This window comes from bacterium, assembly GCA_035454885.1.
GTDB lineage: Bacteria > UBA10199 > UBA10199 > JACPAL01.
The window spans coordinates 74,894-101,427 of record DATIGE010000038.1; the positions used below are offsets into that span (position 1 = coordinate 74,894).

Consider the following 26,534-nt stretch of genomic DNA (forward strand, 5'->3'; position numbering starts at 1 on the left):
AGGGTCGCCTTTTTTGTTTTGCCATGCTACCCCCCGAATTCATGATGTCTTACCTTCAAAAACAGGACCCCGACATCCACGCCGCCATCCACGGCGAGACGGAGCGCCAGGAATTCACCCTGGAAATGATCGCGTCCGAGAACTTCGTCTCGCGGGCCGTTTTGGAGGCGGCCGGGAGCGTGATGACGAACAAATACGCCGAGGGCTACCCCGGTAAGCGCTATTACGGCGGCTGCGAGTTCGTGGACCGGGCGGAGGACCTGGCGCGGGACCGGGTCAAGAGGCTCTTTGGCGCCGAATACGCCAACGTCCAGCCGCACTCCGGCTCCCAGGCCAACATGGGCGTGTATTTCACGTTCCTCAAGCCAGGAGATAAGGTCATGGGGATGAACCTGTCCCATGGCGGCCACCTGACGCACGGATCACCCGTCAATTTTTCCGGTCAACTTTATAATTTTGCCGCCTACGGGGTGGACCCCAAGACGGGGCGGATCGACTACGACCGGTGCGCGGATCAGGCCAAGAAGGAACGTCCCAAGATGATCACGGTGGGAGCCTCGGCCTATTCACGCAACATCGACTACAAGAAGTTCCGGGAGATCGCGGATTCCGTCGGGGCCTTTCTCTTCGCCGACATCGCCCACCCGGCGGGACTGATCGCGAAGAAGCTCCACAACGACCCCGTGCCGCATTGCCATGTGGTGACCTCGACGACGCACAAGACCCTCCGGGGACCCCGCGGCGGCTTGATCCTGATCGGCAAGGACTACGAGAACCCCTTCGGCCTCGTCGCGCCCAAATCGGGGCGCGTGAAGAAGATGAGCGAACTGATCGACTCGATGATCATCCCGGGCATCCAGGGCGGGCCGCTCATGCACATTATCGCCGCCAAGGCGGTGGCCTTTGAGGAGGCCCTGCAGCCGGCGTTCGAGGACTACGCCCGCCAGATCATCAAGAACGCGCAGGCCCTCGCCCAAACGCTGGTGGACCTGGGCTACAACCTGGTCTCCGGCGGGACGGACAATCACCTGATGCTGGTGGACTTGAGAAACAGGAAGGTCACCGGCAAGGACGCCCAAGAGGCCCTCGAAGAGGCCGGGATCACGGTCAACAAGAACGCGGTCCCCTTCGACGACCAGAGTCCTCTCATCACCAGCGGCATCCGGATCGGCACCGCGGCCCTCACGACGCGGGGTATGAAGGAACCGGAGATGAAGACGATCGGGGGTTGGATCCATACGGTCCTGTCTGACCTCAAGAATGAAAAGGCGAAGCGCGAGGTGAGGGAGAGTATCCGCGCGCTCTGCAAGAAATTCCCCCTGTATTTGTGAAATGCCCTTTCTGTAACCATCCCAACAGCAGCGTCGTCGACAGCCGCGACTCCAAGGAAGGCGAGACGATCAGGCGCCGGCGCGAGTGCGACACGTGCGGCAAGCGGTTTACCACCTACGAGCGCGTCGAGGAGCTCCTCCCCCTCGTCATCAAAAAGGACGGCCGCCGCGAGCCGTTTGACCGCAAGAAGATCGTCGGCGGCATCCAGAAGGCCTGCGAGAAGAGGCCCGTGCCCATGGAGAAGATCGAGGAGACCGTCGACCGGATCGAGCGGGAGATCGTCGAATTGGGCGAGAAAGAAGTGAACTCCAAGGAGATCGGCGAGCGGATCATGCGCGCCTTGCACGATCTGGATCACGTCGCCTACGTCCGATTCGCCTCCGTCTACCGGGACTTCAAGGACGTGAACCAATTCCTAAACGAACTGCAGGGGCTGCTCAACGATAAGAAGAAATAAAGTCCTGAATTCGCGCATCCGTCGCCGCCGCGACGCTTTCCGAGGCCCGATGCAGGACCGTGATGCCCCGCGTGAAAGGGTCGACCATCACCTGAAATTCGATGAAGACGGGCTCGCCGCGAAGAAAACCGAAGAGGGTATGGCGAAAGCATCGGCCCCTCCGGTGGCATGCCCGCTCCGCGAGCGCATTTAAGTCGTCGTCCGTCGGCAGGGGGTTCCGTGACGGCGGATGGACATGCGCCACCCAGGTCACGTCGAAAAAAGATTCCTCGAAAACATCGTAGGTTTCGCCTCCCAGGACGGACCGGTCGGACGCCGAGGGAGAGCCCTCGCGCACCTCGTAGCGCGATGGCCGAGAGGCCGGTCCGTGGCGGAAGAGCGAGTAGTGGTGACCCGTCAGTTGGGAGCGATTGATGAGGTAGTCGACGATCTCCTGAGGGAGGGTCGTATGAGGGAGCCGGACGGTGAAGGCCGAACGGTAGGGCGTCCACGCGTTGGGAGAACGGTGACTCGCGCCGGCGGGAAAGAAGACCGAGGGCGCGTCGGAGAAATGCGTTTCCAAGTGGTTTCCATGGACCGGTCCGGGAAGGGGCTCCGACGCAGAAACGGCCATGGGCGCACCGGCCCTGGCCTGCACGTAGGCGTTCGCGGCGAGATAGGCTTGGACGGCGAATAGACCCAAAGACATGGCGCTTTCTTCGCCGGGGGAGCGTTCAAAGTTGCCAACTAAAGATACCGGTGTTTGCGGAACCATGCGATCGCCCGTTCGAGGGTCTCCTCCAGGGGCGTCGCCGTGAAGCCAAGCTCCTTCCGGGCTCGGGACGTATCGTAGTGCATCCCGTACTTGAGAAAGTCGATGCCGACCTGGGGGAGGAGGGGCTTGGGCCGATTGAAAAAGTCCCCTACGACCTCCGAGACCATCGCGAGGACCTCCCCCACGAAGAGCGGGAGGCGGCCGAAGGGCATTCGGACCTTGGCGATCCTGCAGACCTTTTGAGCCAACTCCCAGACCGTCGTATTATGCCCCCCCAGGAGATAGCGTCGGCCGGAACGACCCTGTTTGAGGGCGGCCACTTGTCCACGGCCGACGTCCCCGGCATCGACGGCGTTCATGAGGGCGTCGAAGAGGAAGGGGACCTGGGCCTTGGCCAATGCGACGATGAGGGCCCCCGAGGTCGGCTTGACGTCGTAGTCGCCGAAGACGCCGGTGGGATTGACGACGACGATGTGGCGTCCCTTACGCGCCGCTTCCAGGGCGAGTTGCTCTTGAAGGTATTTGATCTCGTAATACAGGCCCTTGAAATAATTCGTGTCGTACGGGGTGTCTTCGTCGGACGGCGACCCGTCCGCCGTCTTTCCGATCGCGCTCATCGAGCTCGTGTAGACGGTTTTTTCGACCCCCGCTTCCGCCGCGGCCTCCAGGACGTTCGTCATTTGGGCCAGCGCCGTCCTTTTCTGGGGTTTGCGGTTGAGCGAATAGAGGGGGTAGTAGCCCGCGACGTGAAAGAGGGCCTGGCAGCCCTTCATGCCCTGGATCAACGATTTCTTGTCGTCGAGATCCCCCATGACCCGCTCGACGTGCAATCCTTCCAAGGCGAGGGACGGGCTCGTGCCCCGGCTCAAGACGCGGACGTCGATCCCTTCCTGCGCGAGGGAGCGCGCGACGTGGGAACCGATGAAACCGGTTGCGCCGAGGACGATGGCTTTCATAGGGTGAGTCGAGGCTAGATTGAAACCGGCAACCTGGCAATCGAAACTCCTGGCGTGGTACCGCAAGAACCGTCGCGATCTTCCGTGGCGTCGGACGAAGGACCCCTACGCCATCTGGGTCTCGGAGATCATGCTGCAGCAAACCACCGTCGAGGCCGTCATCCCTTACTACGAGCGCTTTCTGAAACGATTCCCGACGGTGAAGGCGTTGGCCGCCGGTTCCGAAGAAGACGTCCTGAGGCTCTGGTCGGGGCTCGGTTATTATTCGCGGGCGAGGAACCTGCACAGGGCGGCGGGGATGATCGTGGAATTGCCCGGCTCGGTCGAAGAATTGATGAAATTACCCGGTATCGGCCGCTACACCGCCGGCGCCATCGCCTCCATCGCTTTCGGTCGGAAGGCGCCGATCGTCGACGGCAACGTCATCCGCGTCCTCTCGCGGATCTTCGCGATCCGCGAAGATCCGAAATCGTCCGCAGGTCAAAAAGTGTTTTGGGGAATGGCCCAGCAAATCCTGCCGCACAAGCATTGCGGAGATTTCAATCAGGCCGTCATGGAGTTGGGCGCAACGGTCTGTTCGCCCGAAAATCCCTCCTGCCTTTCTTGCCCCGTTTCGACGGATTGCCTCGCCCGGAAGAAGGGAAGGCCCGAAGAATTCCCCAAAGGAAAGAAAAGGACGGAGTACCGCGACGTCCTCATGGTTGCGGCTGTCGTCCGGAAGGAAGGCAGGATTCTTTTTGTGCGGCGTCCTCAACAAGGTCTTCTCCGCGGGATGTGGGAGCTGCCCATGGTGACGGGGGATTCTCGGGATTTAGGGAAAGATTGGCCGGTGGACGTGGCTCGCGCGCTGCCAATGGTCCGTCACTCCGTCCTCAACCGTCGCCTCAAGATCTTACCGTTTCTCTGCGAACTCCGGGGGACCGCCTCCTGGCCTTGTGAGCACCGTTGGACCCGCCTTTCGGAGGTGGATTCCCTCCCCACCTCCTCCATGAACCGGAAAATCCTCAAGCATCTCAGAGACTAAGGAGAGTGTTATCATTTTGATAATAATGCTGATACTCGGCCTAAAAAAATATGCATTTCAAGAAACTACAGAGTACTATTTGGCCGATAATTGAAGATATATGTCAAAAATTTCGTCATCGGCGGCCGAGTATCAGTTTGTGGAGATTCGGGACAACGGCGACGGGATTGTCGGGAAAGGGGATCGGGTCGTTTTCAGGGATGAGGGGGGCCGTCGCCGCGAGTATGGCATCAGCGATCGCTACGTGCGGGGATTCCTCTCGAATCTGGGTGTGGCCAAGATCAGCGGTCTCACGGTCGGCCGCGCCCAGGCTTATATCCAGTACCAGGCGTTACGGCAGCTGGCAGAGAGATCTTCCAGGGAAGGAAATTCCGAAGAGTTGGCCCGCGCTTCCAATCAAATGAGGGGATTGGCCGTGAACGCGGGGATGACCTTCGACCGGAATTGGTCTGACTCCCTGTTCATTACGGCGTATTTGAACAGCGCCGGGAACTATGCCGAGGCGCCGAGTACAATGGGAATCATCATGGCCAATGCCGGCATCGGTGACGCCCGCCATTTGGCCAGGATTCTCTTTGAGCGCGGCGGACCCGATCTGAGGGCACAGGTCAGAGACCGGGCGGCCGAGATCGTGAACCGCACGATGGAGAACGCCCTTCGGAGGGCCGACGAGGCAGCACTCCGGGGCGATGCCGCCGCCGTTGATGAGTGGCTCCATACGGCGGAAGGTTTCGTGACGGAGCATGCCGGCCAGGATTTCGCATCGTGGTCGACATATAGCACCCGGGCGGACCAAATTCGCGATCATCCCCGCGTTACGACGGCTCTTCTTGTTCCGAGACGGTAGGCGATTTTCCTTTTTGGCCGCCTTTTCCCCTCATTTCGGCATTTCGGGAGGAGCGACCACGGGGTAGGGGTTGCCGTCCAGGGCTTTCAGGAACGCCACCAAATCGGTTTTTTCCTGAGCGGTCAGATTCAACGCCTCCATCCGCACATCCAAATTGGGATTCTTGGTGCCCCCCCGGTTGTAGAACTCGACCACGTCCTCCAGAGTTTTTTCCGAGCCGTCATGCATGTACGGGGCCGTCTTCGTGACGTCTCGCACCGTCGGCGTCTTGAACGCGCCCATGTCTTCCTTCGCCTTGGTGACCGCAAAGCGTCCCTGATCGGGTTTGGGCTTGTTCTGTCCGACCCCCAGGTTGTGGAACATGCTGTCCGAAAAATTCGGGCCCGCGTGGCAGCGCGTGCAGAGGGCCTTTCCGAAGAAGAGGTCGCGGCCGCGGATATCCTGTTCCGTCATCGCCGTCTTGTCGCCGAAGGTCCACCGGTCGTAGCGGGAATTGCCGCTCAAGACCGTCCTTTCGAACGATGCGATCGCCTGGGCGATGCGTTCCTTGGTGATGGCCTCATCGCCGAACGCCTTCTTGAAGTACGGCGCGTAGCCCGGGATCGACTTGCAGGTGGAGACCATGACCTCGTGCGAGGGGAGCCCCATCTCCACCGGATTGACGACGGGTCCCAGCGCCTGCTCCTCCAGCGTGGCCGCCCGGCCGTCCCAGAATTGCAGGGCCATGTAGGTGGCGTTCACCACCGTCGGCGCGCTCACCGTGCCCTTCTTGCCGTGAATGCCCGCGGAGACGGGTTCGTTGTCCGTCCATCCCTGGCGGGGGTTGTGGCAGGTCGCGCAGGAGACCTTTCCGTCGGCCGAGAAACGCGCGTCGAAATAAAGCAGCCTTCCCAACTCCGCCTTCTCGGGCGTCAAAGGATTGTCGGCGGGGATGTTCAGGTTTTCGTTGTCCAGGCCCAGGGGGACTTGGAGCCAGGGGGCCTCTTTGGAAGGATTCGAGGTCGGGATGGTTGGCGCCGTTTCGGGCGAAGGAGCGGGGGCTGCCGCCGCGGGCCCGGTGGCGGCAGGCTGGGTCGCCGGGGGCGCTTCGGTTTTTGGCGCGCAGGCGGCCACGGCTGCGATCAGTGCGAGTCCGGTGAGGATGTTTTTCACGTTTCAGATCCTCCAAGAAGTTTAAGTCGTGAATCGCACAGAGTGCGATTTCCCCCTGGAGGTTTCTTACCCGATTTGAGATGGATTTTGAATGAAGAAAATCGTCCCGTTCCTCTGCCTCTGGGTCGCCCTCTGCGGGTTTGCCCTCAATCCCTTCGGCTGTTCTTCGTCCAAGAAGGACGTCGTCGTCTTCACGCCCGTGGGGGCGTCGTTCGGAACCGCGAACCTGATCGATCTGGAGTTTTTGCCGGGTACGGACGGAGAGGCGGTCGTCATCGCCAAGGACGGGACGGTTTTTTACATGACGAAGGACTTCGCGCCGCTGGCTCAAACGGTGACCGTGGGAGTTCTCGACGAAGACGAACAGGGCCTTTTGAACGTCGTCGCCGACCCGGGCTACGCGGATAATCATTTTATCTATTTGTACGGCACGTTGCCGACGGGCGACGGCAACCACCTGGGCCGCTACACGGTGGCGGTGGACATCTCCGCCGGCACCTTCGATCTGACCGATCCCCAGGCGGTCGAAATCTTCTCGAAAACGGCTTCCCCGGACTTCGACGGCCACCACAACGGCGGCGGCCTGGTCTTTGGCTCCGACGGCGCGCTTTATTTGGGCGTCGGGGACGGCGGCGGCGCGGGCGGGCCCGATACCATTCTCGCCCTCGCCCAGGACGGCACGAATCCCCTGGGCAAGATCCATCGCATCCTTCCCAACCGGAATCCGGGCGAGGGCGGGGCCCTCGTCTCGGAGATCCACGGGCGGGGGTTCCGAAATCCCTTCACGCTGGCGGTGGGGCCGGCCGGTCTTTTCGTCGGCGACGTCGGCTCGACGCGGGTGGAGGAGGTCGATCTCCTGCCCGAACCGGGACTCAACTTCGGCTGGCCCATCACCGAGGGGCCGTCGAGCCTCTTCACTTACGTGAATCCCGTCCACTCCTACGAGCACACGGACAACAAATTCGCGAAGGAAGACCCGACGGAGAGCGACTTTGACGTCATCGAAGGAGACGCCGATGAGACTTCGAATCCCCAGTCCGTCATTGTCGGGGCCTTCTACGAAGGCGGCCAGTATGACGGAAAGCTCGACGGCCGCCTGATCTACAGCGACTTCTTCCAGGGCTGGGTGCGCGGCTTCAAGCTCAAGGAGGGCGACGAGGGTCTCACGATCGATGACGACAAGCACCTGGGCCATTTGAACGGGCTGACGTCCCTCCAAAAGGGGCCGGACGGGTTCTTATACGCAATTTCGCTCTTCGGGTCGGATCATGTCTTGCGGGTGGATTTGGCGGGGCATTAGGATTTTTTCAGACACGCAGGCATCAAACTCATCACCGCACGCCGGTAAAAGATCAACGTTAGGACGAAAATAGGCCCGTCGCAGAAGACCGATCCCATCAGATAATTGAAATACGGCCGGTCCCAGAAGAAGGCCGAAAGCATCACGGAGGTCGACGTGAGCTTCGAGACGAGGAGAAAACTCGTGAGGACCAGGTTCGCCCGTACGTCCTTTTGGATGTAATAGGCGATCATCGTGATCGTCGCCATCATGGAGACGGTGAGCGAGAGCCAGAACTTCTCCACGGGGAGCGGCATCGCGGGCAGGCCCCATTTCATGATCTCCACGGAGAAATAGTTGCCGGAGTAGAGGATCCAATCGCCGAAGAGGAGGAAGGCCACGGCGCCCGCGCCGAAGAGAAAGGTCCAAAGCCGCATGAGGGTCCGAAGCTGGCGTTCCTGGGGGGTAAGGGAAATCTCATTCATGTCGGCACCTTAGATCACACGCCTGCGCGTGTGAAAGGCAAAAAAGTTCTTGCCAGTGTTCCGGGGATTTCTTATGAACGGCCCTCAAGAGACGTGGTCGTTTGATGTACGAAGGCTTTTTAATGCAGGTGAGTTCATCTCCCCGTGGGGCATCCCGCCTCAATCCTCTCGTTTCAAAAAACGGCAGCGTAAAAGGAGGACAGTATGTCCAAACAAAAAGGAACCGTTAAGTGGTTCAATGACGCCAAAGGCTACGGCTTCATCACGCCCGACGGCGGCGGCAAGGACCTCTTCGTTCACCACACGAACATCCAGGGCGAAGGCTACAAGTCGCTCGCGGAAGGCCAGCCGGTCGAGTTCAGCGTCGGACAAGGCCCCAAGGGCGAGTTCGCCACCGAGGTCGCGAAGGCTTAACTTCAAAATCTCTTGCGCAAAACCGCTCCGTCCCGTTTGGGGCGGAGCGGTTTTTTTTTACCGGGTCAGATCCAGTTTCTTATCGCGCGGCAGGGCCTTGACCGCGCATTCGCGGATCAAGGCCTCCGAACGGTTCGCGCATCGCTCATAGTAGAGGAGTTTGACGGGACGGCGCGTCCGCGTGTAGCTGGCTCCCTTGCCGTCGTTATGCTTCCGCACGCGGCGGAGAATGTCGTTGGTGATGCCTGTGTAGAGGGACCCGTCGTTGCATTCGACAAGGTAGACGAACCAGGGCTCGGAGGAGGGGGCCGTTCCCGCCCCTTTTTCCTTGAGTCCCTGGAGCATCCGTCGATAGGTTGGTTTCACCGTGATCAAGATACAGAATCTCCATAAACAGTACGGCGCTCAAGTCCTTTTTGACGACGCCTCACTTCAGATGGGACCGGGAGAGCGCTTAGGGTTAGTGGGCCGGAACGGGCACGGCAAGTCCACGCTCTTGCGGATCATTTTGGGCGAGGATGAGGCGGACGAGGGCTCCGTCGTACTGCCCCGCGGCTACCGTCTCGGCCACCTGGCCCAGCACATCCGTTTCTCGAGGCCGACGGTCCTGGAGGAGGGCTGTCTCGGGCTCCCGGAGGGCGAGGAGCACGACTCTTATAAGGTGGAGCGCATCCTCTTCGGCCTGGGCTTCACCAAGGAGGACATGGACCGCCCTCCGGAGGAATTCTCAGGCGGCTATCAAGTGCGCCTCAACCTCGCCAAGGTCCTGGTCTCGCACCCGAATCTGCTCCTTTTGGACGAGCCCACCAACTACCTGGACATCGTCTCCATCCGCTGGATCACGAAGTTCCTCCGGGCCTGGGAGGGCGAGATGATCCTCATTTCCCACGACCGGGAGTTCATGGATTCCGTGACGACGCATACGGCGGCGATCCACCGGCAAAAGATCAAGAAGGTGCAGGGCGGGACCGAGAAGCTCTACGCCCAGATCGCCCAGGAGGAGGAGATCCACGAGAAGACGCGCGTCAACGAGGAGAAGAGGCGGCAGCAGATCGAGGCCTTCGTGACGCGCTTCAAGGCCAAGGCCTCCAAGGCCGCGGCGGCCCAGTCCCGGGTCAAGATGCTGGAGAAGATGCCCAGCCGAGAGGTGTTGGCGCGGATCGCGGATCTGGACTTCGAGTTCCGTTACGCCCCGTTCGAGGCGAAGACGATCTTGGAGGCCCAGGGGCTCTCGTTCGGATTCGACGAGGAATTGTTCCATGACTTGAATCTCACGATCGGCGCCAAGGACCGCATCGCCGTCATCGGCAAGAACGGCAAGGGCAAGTCGACGCTCTTGAACGTGCTCGCCGGGGAATTCGCTCCCAAGTCGGGCAGTATCCGCACCCATCCGAACATGAAGCTCGGCTACTTCGGCCAGACCAACATCGACCGGCTGCATCCGAAGCTGACGGTCGAGGAGGAGATCGGCAACGCGAACCTCGAGCTCAGCCGCACGAGCGTGCGCGGGATCTGCGGCATCATGATGTTTTCGGGGGAGGCGGCGGAGAAGCGCGTCTCGGTCCTCTCCGGCGGCGAAAAAAGCCGCGTCCTCTTGGGCAAGATCCTGGCCTCGCCCGCGAACCTCCTTTTCTTGGACGAGCCGACCAACCACCTGGACATGCAGTCGATCGAGGCCTTGGTGGACGCCATCGACCTCTTCGAGGGCGCGGTCGTCATCGTGACCCACAGCGAGATGATCCTCCGGGAAGTGGCGACCAAGCTGGTGGTCTTCCAGCACGGAGACGCCGAGGTCTTCAACGGGACCTACGCGGAGTTCTTGGACAAGATCGGTTGGGAAGAGGAATCGACGGATGGTAGGGGCACGGCGCGCCGTGCCCCTACGGCGGCGCCGCCGATTCCACAGGAACCCGTCAACAAGAAGGAATCCCGGAAGAAAAGAGCCGACGTCATCGCCGAGAAATCCAGAATCTTAACGCCGCTGAAGAAGGAAATGGAAACCCTCGAGGCGGACATCTGCCGCCTGGAGTCAGAGCAGGCCGCCGTGAATCAAGAGCTGGCGGCGGCTTCCGAGGGCAAGAACATCGACGCCTTCGTGAGGCTCTCGAAGAAGATGAAGGAGATCCAGGACGAGATCGAGGAGAAATTCGGGCGTTTGGAAACGGCGACCAAGAAGCACGACGAGAAGAGCCGCAAGTACGAGGCGCTCCTCGAGGAGGCGCCGTGATCCGTTTTCTCATCTTTTTGGGGCTTCTCTATGTGCTCTATCTGGTGATCACCAGGCCCATGAACGACCTGTTCGGCAAAAACCCCCGTTTCAAATTCCGCAAACCGAAACCGGAGCCCAAGAGACCGAGGCTGGAGGCGGAGGAGATGGCCGCCTGCGAGCTCTGCGGCACGTTCATCTCACGGCGCGAGGGCGAGATCCGCGACGGCAAGTTCGTCTGCAAGCCGCATTGTCATTAATCGCGTTTCAATTTCTTGTACTTGATCCGGTGGGTCTCGAGGGCGGCCTCGCCCAGGCGACGCTTCTTGTCCTCTTCGTACTCCGAGAAATTCCCGTCGAACCACGTCACCTGGCTGTTTCCCTCGAAGGCGAGCATGTGGGTCGCGATCCGGTCCAGGAACCAGCGGTCATGGCTGATGATGACGGCGCAGCCAGCGAAGTTCTCCAGGGCGACCTCCAGGGCGCGGAGGGTGTTCACGTCCAGGTCGTTCGTCGGCTCGTCGAGCAAAAGGACGTTGCCGGCCTCCTTGAGGGTCATCGCCAGGTGCACGCGGTTTCTCTCGCCGCCCGAGAGGACGCTGATCGGCTTCTGCTGGTCCGTCCCGGAAAAATTGAATCGGGCCACGTAGGCTCGCGAGTTGACCTCGCGGGCTCCCAGCTTGACGACGTCGAGTCCGCCCGAGACCACGTCCCAGACCGTCCGTGTGTCTTCCGGCGAGAAACGGTTCTGATCGACGTAGCCGAGCTTGACCGTCTCACCCACCTTGAATGTGCCGCTGTCCGGCTTCTCCTGGCCCATGATCATCCGGAAGAGGGTCGTCTTGCCGGCCCCGTTGGGGCCGATGACGCCCACGATGCCGCCCTGGGGGAGCTTGAAGTTCAGGTTCTCGAAGAGGAGGCGGTCGCCGTAGGCCTTGGAGACGCCCTTGGCCTCGATGACCATCTCCCCCAAACGCGGCCCGGGGGGGATGTAGATCTCGAGCTCTTCTTCGGACTGGGCGGCGGATTGTTTGAGGAGGTTCTCGTAGTTCGAGAGCCGGGCCTTCGATTTGGCGCGGCGCGCCGAGGGCGACTGCCGCACCCATTCGAGTTCCCGTTCCAACGTCTTCAAGCGCTTTTGATCGGCCTTCTCCTCCCGGCGGAGCCGTTCGTCCTTTTGCTCCAACCAAGACGAATAATTGCCCTTCCACGGGATGCCGTGGCCGCGGTCGAGTTCCAAGATCCAGCCGGCGACGTTGTCCAAAAAATACCGGTCATGGGTGACGGCGATGACCGTGCCCTTGTACTGCTGGAGGTGGCGCTCCAGCCAGTAGACGGATTCCGCGTCCAGGTGGTTGGTGGGTTCGTCCAGGAGGAGGATGTCCGGTTCCTTCAAGAGTAGCCGGCAGAGGGCCACGCGGCGCTTCTCGCCGCCGGAGAGGGTCGAGATGATCGCGTCCTCCGGCGGGCAGCGCAGGGCGTCCATGGCCAGCTCCAGTCGGCTGTCCAGGTTCCAGGCGTCGTGCTGCTCGAGCTTTTCTTGGACCGCGGCCTGCCTCTCGAGGAGTTTCGCCATCTCGCCGTCGGACATCGGGTTCGCGAAGCTGTTGTTGATGGTCTCGAACTCCTTCAACAGGTCGACGACCTCCTGGACACCCTCGGAGACCGATTCCTTGACCGTCTTGTCGGGATTGAGGCGGGGCTCCTGTTCCAGGAATCCGATCGAGTAGTCCTTCGAGAAATGGACTTCCCCCGTGTGATCCTGGTCCACGCCCGCGATGATCCGGAGGAGGCTGGACTTGCCGGAGCCGTTGAGCCCCAGGACGCCGATCTTCGCCCCGTAAAAGAACGAGAGGGAGATGTCCTTCAGGACCTCTTTCTTGGGCGGATGGACCCGGCCCACGCGGGTCATGGAAAAGATGATCTTGTGGGGTTCGGTGGAGATGGCCATGGCAGCAAAAAGCTACATCTGATAGATTTTTGCAACCACACTAAAGTGCGATTCAGAATTTAAATGTTTTGGAGGATCTGAAACGTGTCCTATCGGGAAAGCTGGATGGAGGAAAAAAGGTCCGCCTATCTCTACCGCGTGATCGCGGAGGCGGAAAAGGAGACCCTCCGCCGGAACCTCTTCTCGGGCCTGGCCCAGGAGGCGGAGCTTCAGGCGGGGCATTGGGCCCGCAAGCTCGCCGCCGCCTCCCAAGCCGTGCCCGGGGCGTACGCGCCGGATCTCCGCTCCCGCGTCGTCGCCGCCCTCGTCCGGCGCCTGGGACCGAAGGCCCTGCGGACGCCTCTCGCCGCCCTCAAGATCCGCGGCCTCTCCGTCTACGACAAGACCCCGCCGGGCCACGAGTCGCCCGTGCGAGTGGAGGAGGTGGGGCGGAGGCATCGGGGCACGAAGACCGGAGGCAACCTCCGGGCGGCCGTCTTCGGCGTCAACGACGGGCTGGTCTCCAATGCAGGCCTCATTTTGGGCGTGGCCGGGGCGACCAACGACCCGCACGCGATCCTCCTGTCAGGCATCGCGGGCCTGCTCGCCGGGGCCTTCTCGATGGCGGCGGGGGAGTTCGTGTCGGTTCGGTCCCAGCGCGAGATGTACGAGTACCAAATCGGTCTCGAACGGGAGGAGTTGGCCGAGTATCCCCAACAAGAGGCCGAGGAGCTGGCGCTGATCTATCAGGCCAAGGGACTTTCCGAGACGGAGGCCCAGGAGATCGCCAAAAAACTCATTGATGATCCGGGCAAGGCCCTGGAGACGCTGGCCCGTGAGGAACTGGGCCTGGACCCGCAGGCCCTCGGTTCGCCTTGGGGGGCGGCGGTGTTTTCTTTTGTCGCGTTCGCCGTCGGGGCCTCGATCCCCCTCCTGCCCTTTCTGATCTCCGGGGGGGGCGGGGCCCTGTTCTATTGCATCGGGTTGACGGCCGCCGCCTTATTCGGTGTCGGCGCGGTCCTCACCCTGTTCACGGGCCGAAACGCCTTATGGGGTGGCCTGAGGATGCTCGCGATCGGGGCGGCCGCCGGCGGCGTCACCTACGCGATCGGACGGCTCTTAGGGGTGAGTCTGAATTAGTAGGCCGCTAGCCGCGGCCCGCGGAGGTCTTGAAGAGGGCGATGGCCCGTTCGAGTCGGCCGAGGCTGCTCTGTTCGCCCCATCCCGAGTATTGGCCCTTCAGACGGTCGAAGATCTCTTGGCTCGCGGCCAGAAGCTCGGGAAGGGCCTGGAATTCCTGGGCGTGCTCGGAGTGGACGGTTGCGATCACGTCTCCGGTCTCGTTTTTCAGCGCGTAGAGATGGGGGAATTCGCGAAGGGGGACCAGCTGCCAATTGGCGGGTAAGCGGTTGTTGACGGTTGCCATCGGAGGACCTCCCGATCGAGAGAGTCTCATACCCAATCGGCGCCCTCCGTCAACCCGAAAGTCAGGTGACTTTTTGATGGCTATTTCTTGGAGGGGGCGGTCACGTAGCCGAGATAGGTCTTCAACTCCGCGATGGACTCGTGGATGTCGCCGATCGCCCGGTGGGCGTTCTTCTTCTCGTGTTTGAAACCGTATTTCTGTCGAAAGACCTCCTTGAACGAGCTCACGTCGATCAACCGGTAATGGAGCCGCTCGGCGAAGGCGGGCAGATAGCGGTCGATGAACCGCCGGTCGTTCCCGACGGAGTTGCCGCAGAGGACGATCTTGTCCTCTTTTTTCGGAAAATGCCGGTTGGCGAGAGCGATCAGGTCTTTTTCGACATCGGCGAGCGGGACGCCCGTCTTGACCTTGTCGGTGAGTCCGCTGGCCCCATGGGTCTTCTTGCACCAATCGTCCATCCGGTCGAGGGCTTCCTGGGGCTGGTGGACGACGCGTTCGTATTCCTCGAGGATCTTGAAGTCGAGGTCGGTCACGACGGCGCCGACTTCGAGGATGACGTCCTTGGCGTCGTCGAGTCCCGTCATTTCGAGGTCGATCCATAGGAGCGGGGGGCGATACCGCTCTCCCCCCGAACCCCCCATCTGAGAATTATTTTCAGCCATCGCTCACTCCGAAAGGGAACCTTTCTTCGCCCGCTATAGTGAATTGTCAGAGACTTGGGAACAGAATTTCCGCGTCGAGCCCTCCGCCCGCGCGGTTGGTGAAGGTCAGGCGAAGGCCGCAGAGACCCGCGATCTTCTGGCAGAGGTTCAGTCCGACGCCCGTCACCTCCAGAACCGGTCTGCCGGCGTTGAGCGCCTCCAACAGAGGGGAGGGGAGCCCCGGTCCGTCGTCGGAAAGGAGGAGCTTGGCGCCGGAGACCGCGAGCCGGCACGGGCTTCCGGGGGCGTGCTTGCGCACGTTCCGGACGAGGTTGTCCACGAGAGAGTCCGCCAGCCTCGGGTCGAAACGGACTTTCGCAGGGTCCGCCGCCGCGAGGTCCGCCTCGATCGGTCCACCCAGGGTCCTCTCCCAGCGGGGGAGCTTCTCTTCTATCCAGGCGGCCAGACTGGTCACCACCGGCTCCGTCGCCACGTCCGTTCGTTCCCACTCGCCGGTCTGCAAGACGGTCGCGACGATCTCCGACATCCGCTGGATCTCCTCAAGCGAACTCTTGAGGACATCGCGGTAGTCCTCCCGTCCGGCCCCTGTGTTCGCCAGGGCGGTCTCCGCCTCGCCTTGAAGGATGGTGAGCGGCGTGCGGAGTTCATGGGCCACGTAGCGCCCCATCTTCCGGATTTGCAGGACCGCCGCGCGCGTGCGCTCGCTCAGGGCGTTGATCCTTCGGACGATCGCATCGAGGTAGGGGCCTGTCTCCTCGATCGCAAGGGGTTTCCAGTCCTCCACGCGGGTGGGGTCCATGCCCTCGAGATGGAGGGCGATGGCATCGACGGGGCGCAGGAGCCTCCCGGACAACCGGCGCGAGAGGATGAGGGCCAAACCCGTCAGAGCGATGAGAAGGAGCAGGCCTTGCCACCAGAGGTTCTTGAGGATCTCCGCGTAGGACGGCAGGGGGATCAGGATCTGCAGAAAGAACGGTCGCTTCCGCCCGAACGTCGAGTAGGGGATCACGAGGGACTCGTAGTTCCTCTTCCGACCTTCCATGGCGAAGAAGGAGGGCTTCGCGAAGGATTCGGGCAGCCGGTCGGGCAGTTGGTCATAACCGCGGCGGGCGGTCGAGAAGGCCAGGAGGCCCGTATTGGTGTAGATCCGGACGACCTGGTCCACGCGCTCGAGTCCCAGGGCCCCTTCGATGAAACGGCTCAGTTCGTCGATGTTTTCCAAATCGCCAAAGTCGTCGATGCCCAGCGAGATGAGCGCGGACGCGGTGGATTCGAGCTGGCGCCGGATCGACTCGCGGTGGCTGCGGACGAGCAGGGCGCCGGTCAGGAGCATGGCGGCCAGCGTGCTGGCCGCGGTCATGACCCACATCACCCGCGCGATTCTCGAGGCGAGAGGGTTCTTCAAGCCTCACCCAGCCAGTACCCCACCCCCCGCCGGTTGTGGATCAGCGGCCGGAACCCCTTGTCGATCTTGCCTCTGAGACCCGCGATCGTGACTTCCACGACGTTGCTTTCGGGGAAATGATTCATGTCCCAAACCTGGTCCAGGAGCTCCATCTTGGAAAATACCTTCCCTGGGTGCCGGGCAAGCGTGCAGAGGAGGCGGAACTCCTTGGCCGAGAGGTCGACGCGCTTGTTGGCCCGGAACACCCGCTGCGTCTCCAAATCGATCTTGACGTCTTCGTACGCGAGCAGAGTGTCTTTCACCGCCCGGCCCTCCGACTCCGTCCTGCGGGCGAGGGATCGGAGACGGGCGATGAGCTCGCCCACGTGGAACGGCTTGCCCAGGTAGTCGTCGGCCCCCTCCGTCAGACCCTTCACCTTGTCCTCGACCTCCGAGAGGGCGCTCAAGACCAGGATTTTGACGTGGGCGTTGGAACGGCGGATGTCGGCGATCCGGTCCAGGGAATCGCGGCCCTTCAGAAGGCGATCCAAGATGAGGATGTCGTAGGCGTTCGCACGGACGGAGGCGAGAAGGTCTTCGACCGTATCGACGGCGTCGACCGTGAATCCGGCCTCTTCCGTGGCCTTTTTCACGAAACTCCGGACCTTGGGCTCATCCTCGGCGATCAGGATCTTCATCATCCTTATGTATAGAGGATCGGAGGGCCGCGTTCAAATGAGGTTTTTTTAATGTGCTTTTCATCAAGGTTTTAAGGCGCGCCCCTAGAAGAGGGTCAATGGAAGGAGGTGATCGCATGAAAAAGAGTCCTCTTCTGGCCGTGACGGCCGCCGCCCTGTTGGCGGTGGGAATCGCCGGAGCCGTGGAAAAAGCGAAGTCCGCAGATGCTCAGGCGAATGCGAAAACGCCGCCGAGCGCGTTCCAGATTTGCAAGGATCAAGGGAAGCAGGGCAAGGAGCTGACCGATTGCATCCGCGCCGAACACGAGAAGCAGCGCGAGGCACGCAAACAAGAACGCGAAGCCAAGACACAGCAGGCCAGCGCTTCACCCGAAGCCTCCGGCGGAACGTTGCCGCCCAAGTAATCGCGACTGATGGGGAAGGTCCCCGTCCGCTTGAATCCTCTTTATGAGTCCTCCTGGTGAAAGGCAGCATGAGGGTTCAGCGGGGGAGACCGGAACCCTTGTTGGAGAAAGGAGGTGATCGTCCCGGAGTTTGGAAAAGGCCCCCGTCGGACCCCCCCTCAGGTTCGGTGACGGGGGCCTTTTTTGTCTTTGTTGATCAGAGGTGCTTGGTCAGAAACCGGATGATCTTTTTGATGCGTGGCGTGTAGGGGGGGTAGAATATTTTGACCATGTCGATCGCGCCCTGGCGGAGGACGGCCCGCTCGTGCGAGAAGGTCTTGAAGCCGAAGAAGCCGTGATAGCTGCCCATCCCGCTCGTGCCCACGCCGCCGAAGGGGAGGTTGGAATTGGCCAAATGGATGGCAAGGTTGTTCACGCAGGTCCCGCCCGCCGTCGTGTTGTTGAGGATCTCTTCCACGTGGCGCCGGTCCTTGGAGAAGATGTAGAGGGCCAGCGGCTTGTCTTTTGATTGGATGAGTTCGATGGCCTGATTCAAGGTCTGAAAGGTGAGAATGGGGAGGATCGGACCGAAGATCTCCTCGCGCATGATGGGTGAATCCGGGGTGACGTTGGAGAGCAGGGTGGGCGCCAGAAACCGTCCGTCCCCGTCGGAGCCCGACAGGCCGCCCATCTCGACCTTGGCGCCCGACTTGATCGTCGCCTCCAGTATCTTTTGCAACCCCTGGCGGTGTTGTTCGCTGATGAGACGGCAGTAGTCCGAGCTCTTGGCCTGGTCCTTCTCCGTCGATCCGTAGCGCGAGGCCACGACCCTCTTGGCCTCTTCCACGAATTCTTTCGCCCGGCCCTCATGAACGAGCAGGTAGTCCGGGGCCACGCAGGTCTGGCCCGCGTTGATGAACTTGGCCCACATGATGCGAGCGGCGGCCTTTTTGACGTCCGCGGTCTCGTCGACGATGACGGGGGATTTGCCGCCGAGCTCCAAGGTGACCGGCGCCAGGTTCTTGGCCGCCGCCGCCATGACCTTTTTCCCGATGTTCGGGCTCCCCGTGAAAAAGATGTGGTCGAAGGGCATCTCCAGCAACGCGTCGGCGACGGCGTGGTCCCCCTCGAGCACCGCGACCTCGTCCTCGGCGAAGACCTCCGCCATGAGCTTTTTCAAAAAACGGGCCGTATGGGCGGTCTTGTTGGAGGGCTTGAGGATCACGCAGTTGCCCGCGGCCACGGCGCCGATAACGGGCGAGACGGCGAGTTGGAAGGGATAATTCCACGGCGAGAGGATGAGGACGACCCCCTTGGGCTCGTAGCGGATCTCGCTCGAGGCGCCGAAGAGCGTGATGGGCGTCCTGACCTTGTGAGGGCGCATCCAGCGCCGCAGGTGCTTGATGGCGTCGTTCAGCTCCGAAACGACCAGGTGCGTCTCGGTCAGGTCCGTCTCGGCCGGATTCTTGCGGAAATCGTCATAGACCGCCTTGTGGAGCTCCTCGCGCCGGTTGAGGATGGCTTCGCGGAGCTTCTTGAGCTTGGCGATCCGCTGGTCGGCGGAGGTTTTGGCGATGCGCCAGCGGTTCTCCCTTTGGCGCTCGAAGATTTTCGCGAGGTCGTCCATGAGGATTCCTATCCCTTGAGGCGTTTGACCGCGGCGACGTATTTTTTCATCGCCTCGTCCTTGGATGTTCCCTTGAGTTCGGTCCATGCCTTGTATTTGGCCCTGCCCTTGAGGTCCAAGAGCCCCGGTTTGGACCCCGAGACGTCGCCGTCCGTGGCCTGCTTGTAGAGGGCGTAGAGATTCAGGAGTTCGTCGTTCGACGGCTTCGTCTTGAGGTTCCAGACCTCCTTGGAGGCCTTTTGAAAGTCGTCCTTGAGGGGCACGAGGGATTCTATACCACAAATCTCATGTTGTGGGAGCGAGAAAGGTGAACATATACGGTGCCATTCCATGAACCCCTTCACCACCCCGAACCGCATCGTCGTGACCTGCGGCAAGCGCTTGTCGCCCTCTCTGCAGCGGGAGTTTTTGGAACTGGGCGTCACCCCCAAGCGGACGTTCGCGACGGGCGTTGAATGGCGGGGGACCCTCAACGACTGCATCCGGCTGAACCTGAATTTGCGATGCGCGAGCCAAGTCCTGTATTCGTTGAAGGAGTTTCCGGCGGATCATCCGGGAGGCGTCTACGACGCCTTGGTCACCCTCCCATGGGAAGAGGTCGTTCCCGAGGACGGCTACCTGTCGGTCACCAGCACCGTGAGCCACCCGACCGTCAATAACTCGTTATTCATGAACGTGAAGGTCAAGGACGCGATCATGGACCGCATCCGCGACAAGACCGGAAAGAGGCCCGATTCCGGGCCGAAGTTGGACCGCACGGTCGTGCATTTGTACTGGCAGGACGACCGGGCCGAGGTATTCCTGGATTCCACGGGCGAGACCCTGGCCAAGCACGGCTACCGCAAGATGCCCGGCAAGGCGCCCATGCTGGAGTCGTTGGCCGCGGCGACGTTGATGGCGACCAAGTGGGACCGAAGCTCCCCGTTCGTCAACCCGATGTGCGGTTCCGGGACTGTGGCGATCGAGGCGGCCTTGCTGGCGACGCATCGCAAGCCTGGCTTGCTCCGGAGCCATTATGCGTTCATGCACGTGAGGGGTTATGATCGGGCGGTGTACGACAAAGAGCGCCGAAGGCTCGCCGACGAGGTGAAAGAGGTTCCCGGGCTCATGATCATAGCGACCGATTTGAGCGAAGAAGCCGTCCGTATCGCCAGGATCAACGCGAACGCCGCCGGCGTGGGGGATTTGATCCGGTTCGGTGTCGGCGATTTCGAAACGACGCCCCTCCCCGAGCCGCCCGGCGTTGTCTATTTCAATCCCGAGTACGGGGAACGCCTCGGCCACATGGCCGAACTGGAAGCCACGTACGCGCGCATCGGCGATTTCATGAAAAAGAAATGCAAAGGATTCATGGGTTACCTTTTTACGGGCAATTTGGACCTGGCGAAAAAGGTCGGGCTGAAGGCCAGCCGCCGGATCGAGTTTTACACGGGCAAGATCGACTGCCGGTTGTTGGAGTACGAATTGTACGCCGGCACCAAGAGGGAATCGTAACATGGCTCTTCGAAGGACGCTGCGGACCATCGCCCATGCGAAGCGGGCCGGTTTTCAATGGCGGGGCTGGACCGGACCGTTGAGAAAGGTCAAAGAAGAGCTCCGCGAGTTGGAGCGGGAGATCCGCCGCCGTGACAAGACCAAGGCGCGGACCTCGGAGGAAATCGGCGACCTGCTTTTTTCGGTCTGCAACCTGGCCACCTTGCTCGAGCTGAACCCGGAAAAGGCCCTCCATGCGACCCTGGACAAGTTCCAGTCCCGTTTCCGGTTCGTCAAAAACGAACTGCGAAAGAAGGGGAAGAGGCCCAAAGACTCGAATCTGAAAGAGATGGGCGCTCTTTGGAAAAAGGCTAAGACGAGGCCGCACCCTTGAGGACCGCCAGCAATTCCTCGCCGAACGACGCGCACTTGCGCTCCCCCATTCCGAAAACGCCGGCCAACTCGTCCAGGTTGCGCGGTCTCTTGACGCAGAGGTCGTCGATCGTCCGGTCCCAAAAGAGGGTGTAGGGCGGGATTCCCTTCCGGCGGGCGGTTTCCGCGCGCCAGCTTCGGATCGCCTGCCAGAGACCGCCGTGGTCGGCGCCGCCCGGCACGGAGGATGCGACCGTTCCCGCACTCCGGCTCCGGCGCGGCCTTCGAGTCATGAGTTCATCGTAGAGTCTCTTGGGCAAGACCGGTTCCTTTTGGTCCCTCATCACCGCCGATCCTTCCGCGGTCAGTGAGAGCGTGGGGTACTTGAACCCGTTTTGCTGGATGTAGCCCTGTCGGATCAGGAGATCGACGAGGCCCATGAGTTCCGGACGTCTTTTGTGGGCCAGAAGACCGAAGGTCGAAAGTCGGTCATGGCCATACGCTTCACCGCGCTCGCTCGTTTTTCCCGTCAGACAGTCGATCAAGACGCCCTTGCCGAAGGAGGCGGCCGTGCCAAATCGGGCAAGGCCCGAGAGGACGATGCGGATGTCTTTCTTCAGCTCAGAGGAGATCTCAAAAGTCTCCGTCTCCGAGCAATTGTCGCAGGCGCCGCACCCGTCTTTGAGCCTTTCGCCGTCGCCGAAATAGTCCATGAGGGCCGCCTGGCGGCACGCGGACCCGTGCGCGTAGCGTTGCATGAGCTTGAGTTTGTCTTCACGGTTCCCGAGCCACGCGTCTCGCCGGTCCGAAGGGACGGTCTCCAAGACCTGCTGGATGAAAAAGTCTTGGAGGCCGGCGTCGTCGCCGCCGAAAAAGAGAAGACACTGCGCCTCGAGCCCGTCGCGCCCCGCGCGGCCCGCTTCCTGGTAATAGGCCTCGAGACTCCCCGGCATTTGGGCGTGGACGACGAGCCTCACGTCCGGCCGGTCGACCCCCATCCCGAAGGCGTTCGTGGCGACCAAGACGACCCTGGCGTCTTCCTGAAAATGCCTGTGGGCCTTCTCCCGAGCGTCGGCCTCGAGTCCGGCGTGATAGGGAAAGGCGGGGACCTTGCGGCTTCTCAACAATTCCGTCAGGGCGTCGACCACCTTGCGGGTGCCGCAATAGACGATGGCCGCCCCTTCCGGGAGGCTCTCCAGGAGACGGAGGATCTCCGAAAACCGCGCCTTTTTGCCGCCCTCCATCCGCGCGCGGAACTTGAGGTTGGGCCGGTAGAAGCCGTGGACGCGGATGAGAGGGTCTTGAAGCTCGAGCGAGGCCGCGATCTCCCTCTGGACTTCGGGCGTCGCCGTGGCCGTCACGGCGATCACCGGGCAACCCCACTCGCGCCTGATCCGGCCGAGGTCGCGATACTCTTCCCGGAAATCATGACCCCATTGGGCGATGCAGTGGGCCTCGTCCACCGCCGCGTAGTCGGGGCGGTGCCTTTTCAGGAATTCGAAGAAGCCGGGCAGCGCGATCCGTTCGGGGGAGACGTAATAAAGATTGATCTGCCGTTCCGCCCAGGCGGCAAGGGCTTCTCCGTCATCTTTATTTGCCGAATGCGTCGTCGCCGCCGGAATGTTCAAGAGATTGAGCTTTGCGACCTGGTCGTTCATGAGGCTGATCAAGGGGGAAACGACCAGACAGCGCTTGCCCGCGGCGACCGCGGGGAGCTGGTAACAGAGGGATTTCCCGGAGCCGGTCGCCATCACCGCGAGGACGTCGCGTCCCTCCAAAACGGCGCGAACGATCTCCTCCTGTCCGGGCCTAAATCCCTCAAGACCGAAAACCGAATGGAGTGTCGATTCCAATGACGTCATTGTCGGCTTGATAATTGTCACGTTCGCGGGTAGAGCAAGGTCCTATAACCTTTACTAAGGAGCCAATATGAAAAAAATGAAAAAAATTCTCATCGTGGCACTGTTGGCGGTCCTTCCCGTCGTTTTCGCGGGGCCTGCTTTTTCCAAGGGCCGCGGCGTCAGGGATCTTGTGGGCGAGCAAAGCGGCTGGACGAAAGGTCTCATCAACTCCAAGGCCTTCGCCGGCAAGACGATCCTGGTCGAGATCGCGGACCAGCGCAAATCCACCAAGGTGGGAGACCTCTTCGATACGGTCCAGTCGGTCTTGTCCGCCTCCCAACGGAGCATTTTTGTGGATCCCCTCCTCTTGGCCGAGCATCAGAACGCCGCCTACGTGACGGTGGAGGTCGACGGGGCGGTCTTGAAAAGCGTGGGACTGAGCAGCCAGCCGCCCGCGGAGCAGAAGGGCGTTGCCGCTCTGGTGCTGACCTTCAAGGGCGACACGACGCTCCCTGTTCAGGTTCTGGCGAACATCAAGCCGCAATAGGCGTTGAAGATCGTCCTCTTTCGCCCGGAGATCCCCCAAAACACGGGCAATATCGGCCGGCTGTGCGTCGCGACGCAGACGGAACTCTATCTCGTCCGCCCCATGGGTTTCTTCCTCGACTCCAGGGAGATCCGCCGCTCCGGCCTCGATTATTGGGAGCACCTCAAATACAAGGTCGTCTCCGGTCTGGAGGAAGTGAAGGGGGAGAATCCACGGTCGCGGCTCTGGTATCTCAGCACCAAGGGTAAGACGGTCTATTCCGAAGCGGCCTACCGTCCGGACGATGTCCTGGTGTTCGGCTCGGAAGGCTCGGGCCTGCCCTCCGAGGTCCTGGAAGCGAACCCCGAGTCCGTTCTCAACATCCCGCAATGGGGACCGGTCAGGAGTTTAAACCTCGCCACGGCCGTTGGGATCGTCCTCTACGAGGCCTACCGTCAGACAGGCAACGGCCGGTTTCAGAAAAAATAAAAACGCGCGCCGATGCCGCCGGTCATGTCGAATTCGCTGTCGGGAATGATCTGAATTCCGGGGGCAACCTCGAAAAAGACTTCCACGGGATAATGGACGAACTGCATGGCGACGCCGACGGGGACGCGGATGGCCGCGATGGTCTTGCCGTCTCCGTTGCCTCCCTTGTCGAAGCCGATCTTGCCGCCGGCTCCGGCGTAGAAGGGCAGGGTGAAACTCGAGGCATGTACGGGGATGTCGAGGATGTCATAGGTCACGTCGCCGATGAGCGTGAAGGAGGACTCGATGAACGACCAGGCGACGATGGCGTCCAGGGCGAGGCGTTCGGTGAGATAACCTTTGACCGTCAAGCCGGTCGGATCGCCGAGGTAAAGGCCGGCGCCGAAACGCCTGGATTCGGGGCCGTAGGCGGCAGGCGCCGCGAAAACGCGATTGTAGGCCAGGAGAGAGGCCAGCAGCACGGCGAATGCGAATAATCTTGAGTGCTTCTTCATGCGAGTCTCCTTGTCTGAGGGTTTGAGGGATTGCGGAATTGACACGGGACTCTATCGGGGGGAGTAAGAGGGGTCAAGAGATCCCGATTATTTTGTATACAAGCGTATGCGCGGCGCCGTTTTGAAATCGATCGCCCGGATCGAGGCCCGATTGTCGGAGGACCCGAGGCTCGAGAAAACGAGCTCCGAAGAAGGTCCGCGCGATCTGCTGTTCGTTCGCCGAGTCGTCTCGTGGGTGGGCCGTTTATCCCCGAGCCCCTCTGAATCCCTCCTTCTCGCGGCGTGGGGCCACGTCCTCGACCGCTGGACGCTCCCGCGTGACAGCCAGCCCCAAAAATATCCGATGACCACGGCCGGCTACCACAAATGGCGGAAGGCCCTTAACCTCATCTCGGCCGACGCGACGTCGAAGATCCTGAGCGAGGAGGGCGTCGACGAGAAGGCCATCTCGCGGGTGCGCGATCTGATCCTCAAGAAGAATTTTCCCTCCGACCCCGATTCACAGTCCTTGGAGGACGCCGATTGCCTGGCCTTTTTGGAATTGAAGCTCGAAGGGTATTTGGAGGAATGGGACGAGGCCAAGACCGTCCGGATCCTTCGCGGTACGTTGGAAAAAATGACACCGCGCGCCCGCGAGATGGCCGCCCGGATCCCCTTGCCCGAAAAGGCGGTCGCCCTCTTGAAGAAGGCCTCTCCCTAGTTATCCACAATGTGGATAACCATCTTAACAGGCTGATATTCCTTGCCTTCTGACGCATAGAGTCATCACTTTTCACTGGCCCAACCCCCCAACGATATGAAAGAAAGAGGGTCCGAAAGAAACTATGGCGGTTACGGCCATCCTTCCCATCTTGGACGTCGTGCAGTTGATCACCTCCGCAACCAGCCGGTTGACGGGAGGCGTTCCCTCCCATGCGGTGGCCACCGATGTGCTCTCCGCCGCCGAGCGGTGGAGAAAGAGGAATTTGGAAGACCGCTTGGAGCCGCTCCAAGAATTGGCGACGTCCCAGGCGGAAAAGGGTTCCGCCTCCCGCCGGGACGTGGCCCTGGCGCTTCGGGAATTTGCCCTTAGCATCGTCCCCCTCGCCAATCCTCATCAGCAGGGGCTTCTGAATTCCCTCAGCGCCGAACTGCAGGGCGTCCTGCAGGAATCGGATCCTACGGAGCCGGTGAGCGGCGTCTTTCGGCTCCGCACCGGGCGCTCGGAGCGCGACGCCCGGGCCCGCGTGGATCGGAACGTGCGGGAGGCCTTTTTCGTCTCCATCGGTGGCGCCCTCCACGACACCAACAACACCCTGACCGTCTTGGGTCTCACGGTCGCCACCGCGAAGAAGAAGATTAGGGATTTTCCAGACGCCCCGGCCTTGAACGAGATCATTTTGGACATCGAGCATCAGATCGACGTGATTGCGACGCTCATCAAACAGATGAGGGGCCAGATTGACTCCCAACGTGACGACTACGGAGGCGATCCGGCGGACTTGAAGACGCTCCTGTTCTCCGAGGGCCACGTCCATCAGGTCTTTACGAAACTGGCCAAACTCCTCCACCCGCTCGGCCGGTTGCAAAGGACGCTCCGCCTGAGACCCCGGGACGGGGAGGGGGGCGGCGTTGTGTGGAGCGTCCTGGAATCGGTCGGGACGTCCATCGATCTGACGAAGCTGTCCGCCACCCTCTTCCGGAGATTGCTCAGGCTTCAGGACCTTTGCGAACAGACGGAGTGCCCGTTTTCCATCAATCCCCATGCCTACCTGAGGGAGGATATGATCCAGGCGATCCTGGGAAAGGGCATCCGGCTTCGCATGGACCTCGATCCCTCGCCCTGGACCGTGCGCGGACCGTCCATCCGGATCTGGCAGGTGATCATCAACCTGGTTGGCAACGCGCGGCAGGCCATGGAGGACTTTGGGAGCATGGAAATATCAACGCGCCGCGTGAGCCTCACGGCGGAAGAGGCCGAGTCTCTTCCGCACGATTCTGCAAGCTGCTCCCCGAGGGCGGGCGATTACATGCAGTTGACGATCCGGGATGCGGGCCCCGGCATCCCTGCGGGGCTTATGGGAAGAATCTTCGACCTCTTCTACAGCGGCCGGAACTCGAGCGGTTACGGTCTGGCCGTGACCCGCGAGCTGGTGGAGGACATGGGAGGCTTTCTCGGAATCGACTCCGAGACGGAGGGCGAAGGTCACGGGACGGCCTTTCATATTTACCTTCCCCGGGCTTCCTAAATCTTTATCCATTCATTTGAATCAACTTGGAACAACGTTGGATAAAAACTTTTCCATTTTCTTTGTAAAATCAATCAGTTAGGCCAGTTTTTCCT

Annotated in this window: 30 protein-coding genes; 16 read left to right on the plus strand and 14 right to left on the minus strand. The window is 61.3% G+C overall.

Features of this window, described 5'->3' with window-relative positions:
- Positions 1 to 44: 44 nt before the first annotated feature.
- Entirely contained in the window at positions 45 to 1,331 is a 1,287-nt protein-coding gene (glyA, locus tag VLJ37_06780; GenBank protein ID HSA59374.1) for a serine hydroxymethyltransferase, read from the plus strand.
- Positions 1,328 to 1,789 (plus strand): transcriptional regulator NrdR, encoded by a 462-nt coding sequence (gene nrdR, locus VLJ37_06785; protein HSA59375.1) that lies wholly within the window; start codon positions 1,328 to 1,330, stop codon positions 1,787 to 1,789. The genes glyA and nrdR overlap by 4 nt, the downstream gene beginning before the upstream one ends.
- On the opposite strand, the gene VLJ37_06790 is transcribed toward nrdR, so the two are convergent.
- Positions 1,770 to 2,477, minus strand: a complete 708-nt coding sequence (locus tag VLJ37_06790; protein HSA59376.1) for a hypothetical protein — start codon at positions 2,475 to 2,477, stop codon at positions 1,770 to 1,772. The genes nrdR and VLJ37_06790 overlap by 20 nt on opposite strands.
- 38 nt (positions 2,478 to 2,515) lie before the next feature.
- Positions 2,516 to 3,499 (minus strand): NAD-dependent epimerase/dehydratase family protein, encoded by a 984-nt coding sequence (locus tag VLJ37_06795; protein HSA59377.1) that lies wholly within the window; start codon positions 3,497 to 3,499, stop codon positions 2,516 to 2,518.
- Between the two features lie 19 nt (positions 3,500 to 3,518).
- Here VLJ37_06795 and mutY point away from each other — a divergent pair, with 19 nt between their 5' ends.
- Positions 3,519 to 4,523: an A/G-specific adenine glycosylase gene (mutY, locus tag VLJ37_06800; protein ID HSA59378.1), complete on the plus strand. Its 1,005-nt coding sequence runs from the start codon at positions 3,519 to 3,521 to the stop codon at positions 4,521 to 4,523.
- A 100-nt stretch (positions 4,524 to 4,623) separates the two neighbouring features.
- The gene (locus VLJ37_06805; GenBank protein ID HSA59379.1) at positions 4,624 to 5,370 is read left to right on the plus strand and encodes a hypothetical protein; all 747 of its coding nucleotides are present in this window, start codon (positions 4,624 to 4,626) and stop codon (positions 5,368 to 5,370) included.
- 30 nt (positions 5,371 to 5,400) lie between these two features.
- Here the strand turns inward: VLJ37_06805 and VLJ37_06810 are convergent, their stop codons facing one another.
- Positions 5,401 to 6,522: a cytochrome c peroxidase gene (locus VLJ37_06810; GenBank protein HSA59380.1), complete on the minus strand. Its 1,122-nt coding sequence runs from the start codon at positions 6,520 to 6,522 to the stop codon at positions 5,401 to 5,403.
- 91 nt (positions 6,523 to 6,613) lie between these two features.
- On the opposite strand from VLJ37_06810, the gene VLJ37_06815 reads away from it, so the two are divergent.
- Positions 6,614 to 7,822: a PQQ-dependent sugar dehydrogenase gene (locus VLJ37_06815; GenBank protein HSA59381.1), complete on the plus strand. Its 1,209-nt coding sequence runs from the start codon at positions 6,614 to 6,616 to the stop codon at positions 7,820 to 7,822.
- On the opposite strand, the gene VLJ37_06820 is transcribed toward VLJ37_06815, so the two are convergent.
- Entirely contained in the window at positions 7,819 to 8,286 is a 468-nt protein-coding gene (locus VLJ37_06820) for a hypothetical protein (protein ID HSA59382.1), read from the minus strand. The two genes, VLJ37_06815 and VLJ37_06820, sit on opposite strands and share 4 nt — an antisense overlap.
- Before the next feature lie 204 nt (positions 8,287 to 8,490).
- Here VLJ37_06820 and VLJ37_06825 point away from each other — a divergent pair, with 204 nt between their 5' ends.
- Positions 8,491 to 8,700 carry a cold shock domain-containing protein gene (locus VLJ37_06825; protein ID HSA59383.1) on the plus strand — a complete coding sequence of 70 codons (210 nt, stop codon included), beginning with the start codon at positions 8,491 to 8,493 and terminating at the stop codon, positions 8,698 to 8,700.
- Between the two features lie 57 nt (positions 8,701 to 8,757).
- Here the strand turns inward: VLJ37_06825 and VLJ37_06830 are convergent, their stop codons facing one another.
- Positions 8,758 to 9,066 (minus strand): GIY-YIG nuclease family protein, encoded by a 309-nt coding sequence (locus VLJ37_06830; GenBank protein ID HSA59384.1) that lies wholly within the window; start codon positions 9,064 to 9,066, stop codon positions 8,758 to 8,760.
- A 1-nt stretch (position 9,067) separates the two neighbouring features.
- Here VLJ37_06830 and VLJ37_06835 point away from each other — a divergent pair, with 1 nt between their 5' ends.
- Together VLJ37_06835 and VLJ37_06840 are read left to right on the plus strand one after the other, a co-directional pair.
- Positions 9,068 to 10,927: an ABC-F family ATP-binding cassette domain-containing protein gene (locus VLJ37_06835; protein HSA59385.1), complete on the plus strand. Its 1,860-nt coding sequence runs from the start codon at positions 9,068 to 9,070 to the stop codon at positions 10,925 to 10,927.
- Positions 10,924 to 11,166, plus strand: a complete 243-nt coding sequence (locus VLJ37_06840) for a hypothetical protein (protein ID HSA59386.1) — start codon at positions 10,924 to 10,926, stop codon at positions 11,164 to 11,166. Before VLJ37_06835 ends, VLJ37_06840 begins: the two co-directional genes overlap by 4 nt.
- On the opposite strand, the gene ettA is transcribed toward VLJ37_06840, so the two are convergent.
- Positions 11,163 to 12,851 carry an energy-dependent translational throttle protein EttA gene (gene ettA / locus VLJ37_06845; GenBank protein ID HSA59387.1) on the minus strand — a complete coding sequence of 563 codons (1,689 nt, stop codon included), beginning with the start codon at positions 12,849 to 12,851 and terminating at the stop codon, positions 11,163 to 11,165. The two genes, VLJ37_06840 and ettA, sit on opposite strands and share 4 nt — an antisense overlap.
- 90 nt (positions 12,852 to 12,941) lie before the next feature.
- On the opposite strand from ettA, the gene VLJ37_06850 reads away from it, so the two are divergent.
- Positions 12,942 to 13,976, plus strand: a complete 1,035-nt coding sequence (locus VLJ37_06850; GenBank protein ID HSA59388.1) for a VIT1/CCC1 transporter family protein — start codon at positions 12,942 to 12,944, stop codon at positions 13,974 to 13,976.
- 7 nt (positions 13,977 to 13,983) lie between these two features.
- Here the strand turns inward: VLJ37_06850 and VLJ37_06855 are convergent, their stop codons facing one another.
- From VLJ37_06855 to VLJ37_06870, 4 genes are all read right to left on the minus strand, one after another.
- Positions 13,984 to 14,262 (minus strand): hypothetical protein, encoded by a 279-nt coding sequence (locus VLJ37_06855; GenBank protein ID HSA59389.1) that lies wholly within the window; start codon positions 14,260 to 14,262, stop codon positions 13,984 to 13,986.
- Positions 14,263 to 14,342: 80 nt separating this feature from the next.
- Positions 14,343 to 14,924 (minus strand): oligoribonuclease, encoded by a 582-nt coding sequence (orn, locus tag VLJ37_06860; protein HSA59390.1) that lies wholly within the window; start codon positions 14,922 to 14,924, stop codon positions 14,343 to 14,345.
- Between the two features lie 46 nt (positions 14,925 to 14,970).
- Positions 14,971 to 16,329: a HAMP domain-containing sensor histidine kinase gene (locus tag VLJ37_06865; protein ID HSA59391.1), complete on the minus strand. Its 1,359-nt coding sequence runs from the start codon at positions 16,327 to 16,329 to the stop codon at positions 14,971 to 14,973.
- Positions 16,326 to 17,006, minus strand: a complete 681-nt coding sequence (locus VLJ37_06870) for a response regulator transcription factor (protein HSA59392.1) — start codon at positions 17,004 to 17,006, stop codon at positions 16,326 to 16,328. The genes VLJ37_06865 and VLJ37_06870 overlap by 4 nt, the downstream gene beginning before the upstream one ends.
- A gap of 116 nt (positions 17,007 to 17,122) precedes the next feature.
- Between VLJ37_06870 and VLJ37_06875 the strand changes: the two genes are divergently transcribed.
- Entirely contained in the window at positions 17,123 to 17,410 is a 288-nt protein-coding gene (locus tag VLJ37_06875) for a hypothetical protein (protein ID HSA59393.1), read from the plus strand.
- A 196-nt stretch (positions 17,411 to 17,606) separates the two neighbouring features.
- Here the strand turns inward: VLJ37_06875 and VLJ37_06880 are convergent, their stop codons facing one another.
- Together VLJ37_06880 and VLJ37_06885 are read right to left on the minus strand one after the other, a co-directional pair.
- Positions 17,607 to 19,016, minus strand: coding sequence for an aldehyde dehydrogenase family protein (locus VLJ37_06880; GenBank protein HSA59394.1), 1,410 nt, complete (start codon positions 19,014 to 19,016; stop codon positions 17,607 to 17,609).
- Positions 19,017 to 19,024: 8 nt separating this feature from the next.
- Positions 19,025 to 19,279, minus strand: coding sequence for an acyl-CoA-binding protein (locus VLJ37_06885; protein ID HSA59395.1), 255 nt, complete (start codon positions 19,277 to 19,279; stop codon positions 19,025 to 19,027).
- 67 nt (positions 19,280 to 19,346) lie between these two features.
- Between VLJ37_06885 and VLJ37_06890 the strand changes: the two genes are divergently transcribed.
- A complete protein-coding gene (locus VLJ37_06890) occupies positions 19,347 to 20,510 on the plus strand; it encodes a class I SAM-dependent RNA methyltransferase (GenBank protein ID HSA59396.1) in 1,164 nt (387 codons plus the stop codon).
- Position 20,511: 1 nt separating this feature from the next.
- A complete protein-coding gene (locus VLJ37_06895; protein ID HSA59397.1) occupies positions 20,512 to 20,883 on the plus strand; it encodes a MazG nucleotide pyrophosphohydrolase domain-containing protein in 372 nt (123 codons plus the stop codon).
- On the opposite strand, the gene VLJ37_06900 is transcribed toward VLJ37_06895, so the two are convergent.
- Positions 20,861 to 22,723 (minus strand): RecQ family ATP-dependent DNA helicase, encoded by a 1,863-nt coding sequence (locus tag VLJ37_06900; GenBank protein ID HSA59398.1) that lies wholly within the window; start codon positions 22,721 to 22,723, stop codon positions 20,861 to 20,863. The two genes, VLJ37_06895 and VLJ37_06900, sit on opposite strands and share 23 nt — an antisense overlap.
- Before the next feature lie 76 nt (positions 22,724 to 22,799).
- Here VLJ37_06900 and VLJ37_06905 point away from each other — a divergent pair, with 76 nt between their 5' ends.
- Both VLJ37_06905 and VLJ37_06910 read left to right on the plus strand, forming a co-directional pair.
- Positions 22,800 to 23,249, plus strand: coding sequence for a hypothetical protein (locus VLJ37_06905; protein ID HSA59399.1), 450 nt, complete (start codon positions 22,800 to 22,802; stop codon positions 23,247 to 23,249).
- 3 nt (positions 23,250 to 23,252) lie between these two features.
- A complete protein-coding gene (locus tag VLJ37_06910) occupies positions 23,253 to 23,717 on the plus strand; it encodes a tRNA (cytidine(34)-2'-O)-methyltransferase (GenBank protein ID HSA59400.1) in 465 nt (154 codons plus the stop codon).
- Here the strand turns inward: VLJ37_06910 and VLJ37_06915 are convergent.
- Positions 23,705 to 24,211 (minus strand): hypothetical protein, encoded by a 507-nt coding sequence (locus tag VLJ37_06915; protein ID HSA59401.1) that lies wholly within the window; start codon positions 24,209 to 24,211, stop codon positions 23,705 to 23,707. The genes VLJ37_06910 and VLJ37_06915 overlap by 13 nt on opposite strands.
- A gap of 106 nt (positions 24,212 to 24,317) precedes the next feature.
- Between VLJ37_06915 and VLJ37_06920 the strand changes: the two genes are divergently transcribed.
- Positions 24,318 to 24,911, plus strand: coding sequence for a DUF4202 domain-containing protein (locus VLJ37_06920; GenBank protein ID HSA59402.1), 594 nt, complete (start codon positions 24,318 to 24,320; stop codon positions 24,909 to 24,911).
- 124 nt (positions 24,912 to 25,035) lie between these two features.
- The gene (locus VLJ37_06925) at positions 25,036 to 26,439 is read left to right on the plus strand and encodes an ATP-binding protein (GenBank protein ID HSA59403.1); all 1,404 of its coding nucleotides are present in this window, start codon (positions 25,036 to 25,038) and stop codon (positions 26,437 to 26,439) included.
- Positions 26,440 to 26,534 lie beyond the last annotated feature (95 nt).

Excerpts from the sequence above, each read along its gene's own strand:
- VLJ37_06855 (HSA59389.1), bottom strand. The coding sequence starts at position 14,262 with ATGGCAACCGTCAACAACCGCTTACCCGCCAATTGGCAGCTGGTCCCC.
- VLJ37_06825 (HSA59383.1), top strand. The coding sequence starts at position 8,491 with ATGTCCAAACAAAAAGGAACCGTTAAGTGGTTCAATGACGCCAAAGGC.
- VLJ37_06915 (HSA59401.1), bottom strand. The coding sequence starts at position 24,211 with ATGAAGAAGCACTCAAGATTATTCGCATTCGCCGTGCTGCTGGCCTCT.
- VLJ37_06895 (HSA59397.1), top strand. The coding sequence starts at position 20,512 with ATGGCTCTTCGAAGGACGCTGCGGACCATCGCCCATGCGAAGCGGGCC.
- VLJ37_06870 (HSA59392.1), bottom strand. The coding sequence starts at position 17,006 with ATGAAGATCCTGATCGCCGAGGATGAGCCCAAGGTCCGGAGTTTCGTG.
- VLJ37_06790 (HSA59376.1), bottom strand. The coding sequence starts at position 2,477 with ATGTCTTTGGGTCTATTCGCCGTCCAAGCCTATCTCGCCGCGAACGCC.
- VLJ37_06795 (HSA59377.1), bottom strand. The coding sequence starts at position 3,499 with ATGAAAGCCATCGTCCTCGGCGCAACCGGTTTCATCGGTTCCCACGTC.
- glyA (HSA59374.1), top strand. The coding sequence starts at position 45 with ATGTCTTACCTTCAAAAACAGGACCCCGACATCCACGCCGCCATCCAC.
- orn (HSA59390.1), bottom strand. The coding sequence starts at position 14,924 with ATGGCTGAAAATAATTCTCAGATGGGGGGTTCGGGGGGAGAGCGGTAT.
- VLJ37_06905 (HSA59399.1), top strand. The coding sequence starts at position 22,800 with ATGAAAAAAATTCTCATCGTGGCACTGTTGGCGGTCCTTCCCGTCGTT.
- VLJ37_06815 (HSA59381.1), top strand. The coding sequence starts at position 6,614 with ATGAAGAAAATCGTCCCGTTCCTCTGCCTCTGGGTCGCCCTCTGCGGG.
- VLJ37_06820 (HSA59382.1), bottom strand. The coding sequence starts at position 8,286 with ATGAATGAGATTTCCCTTACCCCCCAGGAACGCCAGCTTCGGACCCTC.
- VLJ37_06900 (HSA59398.1), bottom strand. The coding sequence starts at position 22,723 with ATGACGTCATTGGAATCGACACTCCATTCGGTTTTCGGTCTTGAGGGA.
- VLJ37_06920 (HSA59402.1), top strand. The coding sequence starts at position 24,318 with ATGCGCGGCGCCGTTTTGAAATCGATCGCCCGGATCGAGGCCCGATTG.
- VLJ37_06805 (HSA59379.1), top strand. The coding sequence starts at position 4,624 with ATGTCAAAAATTTCGTCATCGGCGGCCGAGTATCAGTTTGTGGAGATT.
- VLJ37_06875 (HSA59393.1), top strand. The coding sequence starts at position 17,123 with ATGAAAAAGAGTCCTCTTCTGGCCGTGACGGCCGCCGCCCTGTTGGCG.
- VLJ37_06925 (HSA59403.1), top strand. The coding sequence starts at position 25,036 with ATGGCGGTTACGGCCATCCTTCCCATCTTGGACGTCGTGCAGTTGATC.
- VLJ37_06890 (HSA59396.1), top strand. The coding sequence starts at position 19,347 with ATGAACCCCTTCACCACCCCGAACCGCATCGTCGTGACCTGCGGCAAG.
- VLJ37_06880 (HSA59394.1), bottom strand. The coding sequence starts at position 19,016 with ATGGACGACCTCGCGAAAATCTTCGAGCGCCAAAGGGAGAACCGCTGG.